This is a genomic window from Phaeodactylibacter luteus (genome assembly GCF_007993045.1).
GTDB classification, from domain to species: domain Bacteria; phylum Bacteroidota; class Bacteroidia; order Chitinophagales; family Saprospiraceae; genus Phaeodactylibacter; species Phaeodactylibacter luteus.
In genome coordinates this window covers 1-8,273 of sequence record NZ_VOOR01000089.1, presented here as the reverse complement: position 1 = coordinate 8,273, position 8,273 = coordinate 1, and the positions used below count along the sequence as shown (strand labels likewise).

Sequence of the window (8,273 nt, the reverse complement as noted above, 5' to 3'; positions counted from 1 at the left end):
ATAAAAGAGACAAAATCGCCGGCCTTACCAAAGCAAAACCGGCGATCTCCACTACAGCCCCACACTCAGCCCCACCAAAAAGTTCCGCCCTGCCTGCGGGAAGAAGCCCTGATCCAGGGCCGGGCTCCCGTCAAACTGATAGCGGTAGGACCAGGCATTGGTCTCGTACCGGGCGTCAAAGACATTCTGCACCAAAAGCTTGAGCGACAGCTCCCTCAGAAAGCCCGGTCGCCAGTTGAAGTTGATGCGGAAGTCGCTGAAGGTGTAGGCGTCGAGGGTATTATTCTCATCGGAGGTATTGTCGATGTACTGCTGCCCGACGTACTTGGTCTGCAGGGTGAAGATGAGGTCGGTCTTGTCTTTCAGGCGCAGCGTCTCGTAGGATAAGCCGCCTGCCGCAATAACGTCAGGGGAAAAAGAGAGGTCTGTTTCCTCATAAGTGAAAGCCTCCTGCCCCAGGTATGTAAAGTTCTCATCGTATACATCCACGAACTCGGTATAGCTTGCAATGCGGTTGCGGCTAAGCGTAAAGTTGCCATCCAAACGCAGCCCATCGGCAAGCTGAGCGCCACCGGCGACTTCCAGCCCAAGACGGTAGCTGCGGTCTACATTCACACGCGTAAAGGCGCCCACATCATTGACCTCGCCATTCAGGACCAGTTGATCCCGGTAGAGCATGTAGTAGCCGGTCAGGTGGATGGCTGCCCGGTCCCAGCGGTATTCGTAGCCAATCTCGGTATCGTACAGGCGCTCCGGGTCCGGCCGGCTGTCGGCGGTGGATTCCACAAAGTCATTGCGGTTGGGCTCCCGGTTGGCCACGGCAAAGGAGGCAAAGGCTTCCGAGCGGTTATTAATCAGGTAAAACAGGCCGGCTTTGGGGTTGAAAAAGTCGAGCGTTTCGGTCCGCTCCACGTTGTTGCCCTGCCGGTCAAAACCGAGGAATTCATAGCCAACGCGCCGGTATTGCAGATCGAGATAGGCGTGCAGCCCGTCCAGCAGCTCGTAGTTGAACTTGGCGTAAATGTTAAAGTCCGTTTTGGTGGCATCATTCTGGTAGTATTGGAAGTCCTTCTCGCTATTTGAGGCAAACTCAGCCCAGATGACCTCCCCGAAGTGGTCGCCAAAGTAGTGGTGGTAGCCGCCGCCGAGGGTGGCATCCAGCCGGTTATCATCGCTGATGTAGTTGAGGCTGTACACGCCCCCGTAAAAGTCGTTGTCCAACCACAATCGCCGGATAAGGTCGGTCTGCGTAATGACGGTATCCACCAGGTCTACCGGCATCAGGCCGTAGTCTGCCAGCGATTCGCCTGCCTTGTACTGCTCGAAGTAGCCTGCGCCCCGGGTGTAGTGCAGGGCGGTATTGAAGCTCCAGTTGCGGCTGATTTGATTGTTGTAGATCAGCTGATAGTGATCCTGCCCGTAGTTGTCTACCTCATTTTCGTAAGGCTCGCCTTCTTTTTCTGTACCGGAAGGATTGAACGTGCGCAGGCTGTCCACCTCCAGAAAATCTTTAGGCACCCCATACCACGCCTGATAGGTCCGCTCCCGGCCGGAGAAGGTCACGAAGCGCAGGCTGCTGCTCTCCCCCAGGTAGGCCGCCGAGAGGTAGTAGGAGGAAAGGTCAGAAGAAGCCCGGTCGATGAACCCATCCGAGGTGATACTCGACAGGCGCCCGTCGAGCGTAAACTTGCCGTTGAGCAGGCCGGAGCCGAATTCCACATTCGCCCGCTGTGTATTGAAGGAACCCACGGAGCCATTCAGCGTAGCGTAGGCCTCGGGCTTCAGCTCAGTGGTGTTGATGTTGATCGTCGCGCCAAAGGCACCGGCACCATTGGTAGACGTGCCCACGCCCCGCTGTATCTGAATGTCAGAAGCAGAGCTTGCAAAGTCCGGCATATTCACCCAAAATACGCCCTGCGATTCCGCATCGTTGATGGGGATGCCATTCACGGTGACATTAATGCGGGTAGGGTCGGTGCCCCGGATGCGGATACCGGTATAGCCCACACCCGCGCCAGCATCAGAGGTGGAGACTACGGAGGGTGTCCACCGCAGCAAAAAGGGCAGGTCTTGTGCCAGGTTGACCGGCTCGATGTCTTCCTCGTCCACATTGAGGAAAGCCATGGGGGTCGTCGCTCCGGCGCGGGTCGCTCGTACGGTCAGCTCTTCAGCCGTGAACGCACGGGGCTCCAGGGTGAGCTGTAGGCTGACTTCGCCTTGTCCATCTGCAATTTGGAGGGGCCTGCGCAGGGTTTCGTACCCCACATAGCTGACGCGCAGGGTATAATCGCCCGCCTTTACGCTTGGAATGGAAAATTGCCCGTCCGCATCACTTGCTGCGCCCTGATCGCCGGGCAGCAGCAAAAGATTAGCCCCGGTAAGCGGCACGCCTGCCGGTCCGGTAACGGTACCTTGGATAGTCGTTTGTGCTGTCAATGAGCTCAGGAGCCCAAATAGCAGCAACGTAGAAAAAACAGATTTGAAAAACATGAGAAAAACAGATGAAAATTGAAAGAATCACTCCGCCCAGGGGCCGGGCGAGTGTTTGCCTTCAGGGCCACCGTTGGGCAGCCTTTCATCCCATAAGAAAAGAACGGATCGCGCAGGAATGCGCGTCGCACTCGGCTCCCTTCCCGGCATTACCCGGGCAGGTTCTATGGGTATGATCTCAGAATCCCGGCAAAAGACCGGGAAACACCCCGAACAGTAACGGTAAACTATACCGCCACCATCAATTGACGGGCAAAGGTAGGGAAAATGGGGAGAGTGGGCAAGAGGGCTTTTGGCACTTTTCAGACTCGATGATCTGAAGGCCCTTCCCATGATTTTACTTCCAGTTTTGCTATCGCATCAAGCACCACGCTTTGCCCATTGCGTTCTCCCTCAATATCATAGCCGTCCTAAAGCCCAAGACAAAATTGGGCTGAAGCGCCAATATATTTACGGGCACAAACCAACCCCGTCGGCATGGCCGCCCTTCCAAAAACCAAACTGGCCAACCTTTTCCCATCCTATGGCCTGGGGGCGTGCAGTGTTTCAAAAAATTGGGCGCATACCATTACATACATGCCCTTACCTCATCCCCTCCAAAACGGCCTGCATCCGGGCCGCCCGCTCTTCCAGGGTGCCCCAAAGCTCGATAAAGGGCACGCCCAGGGCTTTCAGTTCGGCTTGGTACAGCCCATAAAGTGTTTGGCGGGCGTGGGGGTGCTCCCGTAGGGGGTCTGCCTCCCAGGGCGTATCTATACCGCAGAGCACCCATAGGTCGTAAGGCCGGGCGTGCAGCTGCTCCAATATCCAAGGGTGGCAGCGGCCATACTTGTATTCAGACCAGATTTTCATCACCAGCATGCCGGTATCGCACAACAACAAAGGGGGGCAGCCTTGGGCTGCTGCCTCCTCTGCCCTGACCTGCCCCTTGGCGATGTGCAGCAGGTCTGCTTCCTCATAGGGGCGGCCGAGCTGCCTGAGATAGGTGCGGGCGTGCTCTGCTACCCAGGGCACGCCCAGTTCTTCCGACATGCGGGCCGCAAGAGAAGATTTGCCCGTAGACTCCGGGCCTGTGATGAGCACCTTGCGCATCTGCTACTGCTCCCGAGTTTTGACCATAGTCAGGATAGTGCCTATAGCTACGGTCTCCCCTGTTTCGTCGTACACATCTACCAGCCACTTCACAATGCCCTTGCGCACATCGGTTTCCTCCTTTTTCTCCTGCCGGGTTTTCTCTTTGCAGGTAAACCGTACGCCTATCGTCGCCCCCGGATAAACCGGTTTGGTGAACCGGAAAGACTCAATGCCATAGTTGAGCAAGACCGGCCCCTTTCGGCCGTCGACGAACAGGCCGGCAGCTTTGGACAATAGATAATACCCATGTGCTACCCGGCGCTCGAAGATGGTCCCTTCCAGAGAGGTTTCGTCTACGTGAGCATAAAAGTGGTCGCCGCTTACATTGGCAAAATTGACGATATCGGTTTCTGTGACCGTATGCCGGGCAGTGATCAGCGTCTCCCCTATTTCCAGGTCTTCAAAATATTGCTGGAACGGGTGGGCCACTTTCTCTTTATACGCCCCGCCCACCTGATATTGGCCAGTCACCGCACCGATCATCGTAGGGTGGCCCTGTATGGCCGTGCGCTGCAGGTAGTGCTTCACACCGCGCACACCGCCCATTTCTTCGCCCCCGCCGGCCCGGCCCGGCCCGCCGTGCACCAGCATCGGCATTGGAGATCCGTGCCCTGTGCTCTCTTTGGCACTTTCTTCATTCAGGATCAGGATGCGGCCATGATAGGCAGCAGCGCCCATGACATAGGCGGTGGCAACCTGCTCATCGGCCGTAGCAACGGTGCTCACGAGGGAGCCCTTGCCGCTGTTGGCCAGCGCAATGGCCTCGTCCAATTCCCGATAGGGCATGAGGGTGCTCACCGGGCCAAAGGCCTCTATGTGGTGGGCAGCGGTCTTGTTCAGCGGGTCGTCGTTCAGCAGGAGCACAGGCTGGCAGAAAGCGCCCTTTTCAGCATCGGCACCAATGACAGCGACCTCGTCCGGGCTGCCGTACACGATCTCAGCATCGCGGGCCAGCTCAGCAATGCGCTGCCGCAGTACGCCCAGCTGATCCCGGCTGACCAAGGCCCCCATCCGGACCCCTTCCGCTATGGGCGAGCCGATTGTCGTTTGCTGCAACTGTGCGCTCAGGGCCAGCTGTACGTCTTCCAATAAGTTCTCTGGGACGATAATGCGCCGGATGGCCGTACACTTCTGCCCGGCCTTTACCGTCATTTCCCGGCGCACTTCCTTGATGAAAAGGTCGAAGGTAGGCGTGCCCGGCACCGCATCCGGCCCTAAGATAGCAGCGTTCAAGCTATCGGCTTCCATATTGAAAGGGACAGCGTGCTCAATCAGATTGGGCAGGGCCTTGAGCTTGCGGCCCGTAGCGGCAGAGCCCGTGAAAGTGGCCACATCCTGAGGGCCAAGGGTGTCGAGTATGCCATGCCCCTTGCCGCAGACCAGCTGTAGGGCGCCTTCCGGCAAAATGCCCGAAGCGAGCATGTCGCGGACAATGGCCTCCGTCAGGAAGGAAGTGATTTCTGAAGGCTTCACCACGGCCGGCACCCCAGCCAGGAGGTTGACCGAGACTTTCTCCAGCATGCCCCAGATCGGGAAATTAAAAGCATTGATGTGTACGGCCACCCCGTGCTTGGGCACCATGATGTGGTGGCCGATAAAAGTGCCCTCTTTGGATAGGCCGATGGCTTCCCCGTCTACATGAAAGGGCTTGTCCGGGAACTGCCGGCGAAGGCTTGCATAGGCGAACAAGGTGCCTATGCCCCCATCAATATCGATCCAGCTGTCGCCTTTTGTCGCTCCAGTGCGGTAACTGAGCGGATAATATTTCTTTCGGATGCCATGCAGATGCAGGGCCAGCTTTTTGAGCATCAGCCCGCGCTCCAGAAAGGTCATCTTCCGGAGGTTGGGGCCGCCAACGCGGCGGGCGTAGTCCATAATAGCAGCGTAGTCGAGCCCTTCGCTGCTGCACGTGGCGATCAGCTCGCCAGTGACGGCATCGTACTGAGGGAAGCCGTCGCCATCGTGGGGCGTCCACTCGCCAAGGATGTAGTTGTGAAGGTTGGTATTGGGCATGATTGGTTTTATTTGGACATACAAACGATCGTTCGTTCGCGAATTTACGAAAAATGTGGGAAGGTGCATGGCCTGGCATTTTTTCTCCCCGCCCCCTGCAGCAGCCCGGAGCTGGGCTGCCGCCTTAAGGGCTTATGCCCAAGCCCTCAGCTCTTGTATATGCAGCCTGCCCCGCTTTTCCAAGGCATGGATAGCACGCACATTGCTTTCAACCGCTTTAGTTTGCCGGTTGGATATCCGCTTTTATCATTGCGTTTCTATACCCATATCCACGACGCCTATCATCCTTCCTCCACTCCTTCCCTACTAATTTTATCCAAGTTTTTGGTTCCTCCCCATAGATTACAGCCCCCAACTTCTGCCCGTAAAATTTCACCTTCCTGCCCCCTATCCTTTCATCGTATTGATACTTCTTCCCTGAATTTATCCATTCCATTGCCACGAATTTTCCTGATGCTGGGATGGCTATCTGTTCTGACCCTAATTCGACTTTCAGCCAACCCGGCTGCTGCGCCTGAACTACTTTGCTGGTAAACAATAAATCCTCTCCAGGCTTTCCATTTATGTCTACCCCATAAACTCTAACTCGGAAAGGGGCTTTCTTCTCCTTTGTTTTTTCGATATAAAAGCTTACAGATTGCAACTTTTCATCCACTGTTGATGATTTTTCCAACCATAAAGCGATCTGCATCCAATCATTCATCCCATATGAAGCATCAGATTCAGCATTCAAAACCCCCTTCTCAATTCTTGTTTTTGCTGCTGAACCCATTACAACGACTTCTCCTATTTCATAAATAGTAGGGGCCAAAAAAATCGTATCCGCTGTCAACAATCGTTCCGCCCTAACCAATTTTGGGTTGTAACCCAAATTACTAACGCTTAAGTCATTTGACAGCTCTTCTGGCCCAATCGACATTTCACAAGCCCCCTTTTCATCACAAACGACGCCACCTTTTCCTACTAGCTCGATAGTTGTGTAAGGGACCGGCAGCCCAGTCAATGAATCCAATATGACTACTTGCAGGCTTATCATTTGACAATAGACAGCGCTCATAGACAGCTGAAAAAACACTATTGTTATTAGTCCTTTCATTTTAACTTTAATATATAGCCCCGATTTTCCGATATGAATATGATAGCCCCTCTTCTTGGGCGCAAACTAGATCGCCGTTTTTTGGGGCCTGCCCCTGCCACAAGGATGGGGCCTGCCCCTGGGCAGGTGCCGCTATGCTACGGGGCTCGCTATCCGCTCGGCCCTAACGGGCTTGACACCCCTCCGCAGCGCTAGGCCAATGCCAAGCTGAAGCCCGCAAAGTAAAAGCGCCTGCGGCATTTTGCTTTGCGGCCAAATATTCCAGGCCAAAACATTGTGCATTAGTTTCAGATTATCAACCATTCAGTTTGTCCAAAATCCCACTAATCTGGATTTTCTCATTTAAGGTCAATGGTTCTGTAAATCTAGAGAAAATTGAATCCATTTTTGGCTTAAGGCCATTCAGTTCACGAATACCGCTTTCTGTTATTTTAATTCTTTTAGCCCTTCTGTCTTCTTCATCAGGGAACTCTTCAACCAGCCTATTTCTTATCAGCCGCTTAATAATATCTATTCCGGTTGGCCCCTCCAGGTTGTGCAGCTCTACTATTTCCATCTTCCTGAAGCTTTCTTGAAAACCTAAGTGTAGGAGAAAACTATATTCATCAATAGAGGAAACTTTAGATTGCGACAAAACGCTTTTAGCCTCTTTTTTCAATGATTTGTTCAGATGCATCAGCTTGAAAGCGATCAGCAGTTCGTCGTGTGACGTATGCGGCTGCCCCTTGCTTGCAAACAATTCATTGTTGAGCCAAACAATGAAATCTTCAATTTTCTCAGAAGAGTGCTTTTTCTGGTACTCTTCCACATGCTTTATCAACGCTTTGAGTAGTGTATAACCCATAATGCCTCATTTTTACATCAAAATCGAATAAACATACAAAAAATACCTTGCATTTAATGTTTTGTCTTATATTTGCATTGAAAACATAGTATTAACTCAAAAATGCAATGGACATGAACAATCCAACGTACACCTTTGTATCTGTTTCAACTGCCAAACCTGGCAAACTTGAGGATCTAGTGAGAATTGCCAAAAGCCCAACGATGAAAATGGACAAAAAATCTGATGGGCTCATCGCTTATCAAGTCGGTGTTGATAAAGAGAGAAACTCCGTAGTTGTATGGGCAACTTATGATAAAAAAGAAACGCTTTACAACTTTCTCGAAACCGAACAAGGCAAGGACGACCACGGTGAAAATGAGGACATGGAAAGCATTATCGAATCATTCGTAATGTACGACCTTGAACCTGTTAGCGGGAGGCTTCTGCCCTAGAAGCAAGGGCTTGCTTGGTGCTCTTGCTTTGGATAAGCAACGCTTTACCAACCTGGCAATACCCCAGCAATGCCCAATGCCTCTATGCTAACGGTTCGGGCAGGCGCAGTAGGGGATTCTCATCCACCAGCGTTGCCTCCCAAATATACAAAGGCCCGCCGGTAATAGAATAATCAGCGTCGGTTTCACAACCACTCCCCTATTGACGCCTGCCTATTGTTTAGGCCAGTGGCAATTTTATTATCCAATTACTTTGTTTCAT

General features: G+C 53.2%; 6 protein-coding genes. 1 reads left to right on the top strand and 5 read right to left on the bottom strand.

What is annotated here, in order from left to right:
- Positions 1-51: 51 nt before the first annotated feature.
- From FRY97_RS21085 to FRY97_RS21065, 5 genes are all read right to left on the bottom strand, one after another.
- Entirely contained in the window at positions 52-2,490 is a 2,439-nt protein-coding gene (locus tag FRY97_RS21085) for a TonB-dependent receptor (RefSeq protein ID WP_147169607.1), read from the bottom strand.
- A gap of 582 nt (positions 2,491-3,072) precedes the next feature.
- Positions 3,073-3,582, bottom strand: a complete 510-nt coding sequence (locus FRY97_RS21080) for an AAA family ATPase (RefSeq protein WP_147169606.1) — start codon at positions 3,580-3,582, stop codon at positions 3,073-3,075.
- Between the two features lie 3 nt (positions 3,583-3,585).
- The gene (gene paaZ / locus FRY97_RS21075; RefSeq protein ID WP_147169605.1) at positions 3,586-5,637 is read right to left on the bottom strand and encodes a phenylacetic acid degradation bifunctional protein PaaZ; all 2,052 of its coding nucleotides are present in this window, start codon (positions 5,635-5,637) and stop codon (positions 3,586-3,588) included.
- A gap of 217 nt (positions 5,638-5,854) precedes the next feature.
- Positions 5,855-6,733, bottom strand: a complete 879-nt coding sequence (locus tag FRY97_RS21070; protein WP_147169604.1) for a carboxypeptidase-like regulatory domain-containing protein — start codon at positions 6,731-6,733, stop codon at positions 5,855-5,857.
- 295 nt (positions 6,734-7,028) lie between these two features.
- Positions 7,029-7,577, bottom strand: a complete 549-nt coding sequence (locus tag FRY97_RS21065; protein WP_147169603.1) for a MarR family winged helix-turn-helix transcriptional regulator — start codon at positions 7,575-7,577, stop codon at positions 7,029-7,031.
- 113 nt (positions 7,578-7,690) lie between these two features.
- Between FRY97_RS21065 and FRY97_RS21060 the strand changes: the two genes are divergently transcribed.
- The gene (locus FRY97_RS21060; protein WP_147169602.1) at positions 7,691-8,011 is read left to right on the top strand and encodes a hypothetical protein; all 321 of its coding nucleotides are present in this window, start codon (positions 7,691-7,693) and stop codon (positions 8,009-8,011) included.
- Positions 8,012-8,273 lie beyond the last annotated feature (262 nt).

Excerpts from the sequence above, each read along its gene's own strand:
- FRY97_RS21060 (WP_147169602.1), top strand. The coding sequence starts at position 7,691 with ATGAACAATCCAACGTACACCTTTGTATCTGTTTCAACTGCCAAACCT.
- FRY97_RS21085 (WP_147169607.1), bottom strand. The coding sequence starts at position 2,490 with ATGTTTTTCAAATCTGTTTTTTCTACGTTGCTGCTATTTGGGCTCCTG.
- FRY97_RS21080 (WP_147169606.1), bottom strand. The coding sequence starts at position 3,582 with ATGCGCAAGGTGCTCATCACAGGCCCGGAGTCTACGGGCAAATCTTCT.
- paaZ (WP_147169605.1), bottom strand. The coding sequence starts at position 5,637 with ATGCCCAATACCAACCTTCACAACTACATCCTTGGCGAGTGGACGCCC.
- FRY97_RS21070 (WP_147169604.1), bottom strand. The coding sequence starts at position 6,733 with ATGAAAGGACTAATAACAATAGTGTTTTTTCAGCTGTCTATGAGCGCT.
- FRY97_RS21065 (WP_147169603.1), bottom strand. The coding sequence starts at position 7,577 with ATGGGTTATACACTACTCAAAGCGTTGATAAAGCATGTGGAAGAGTAC.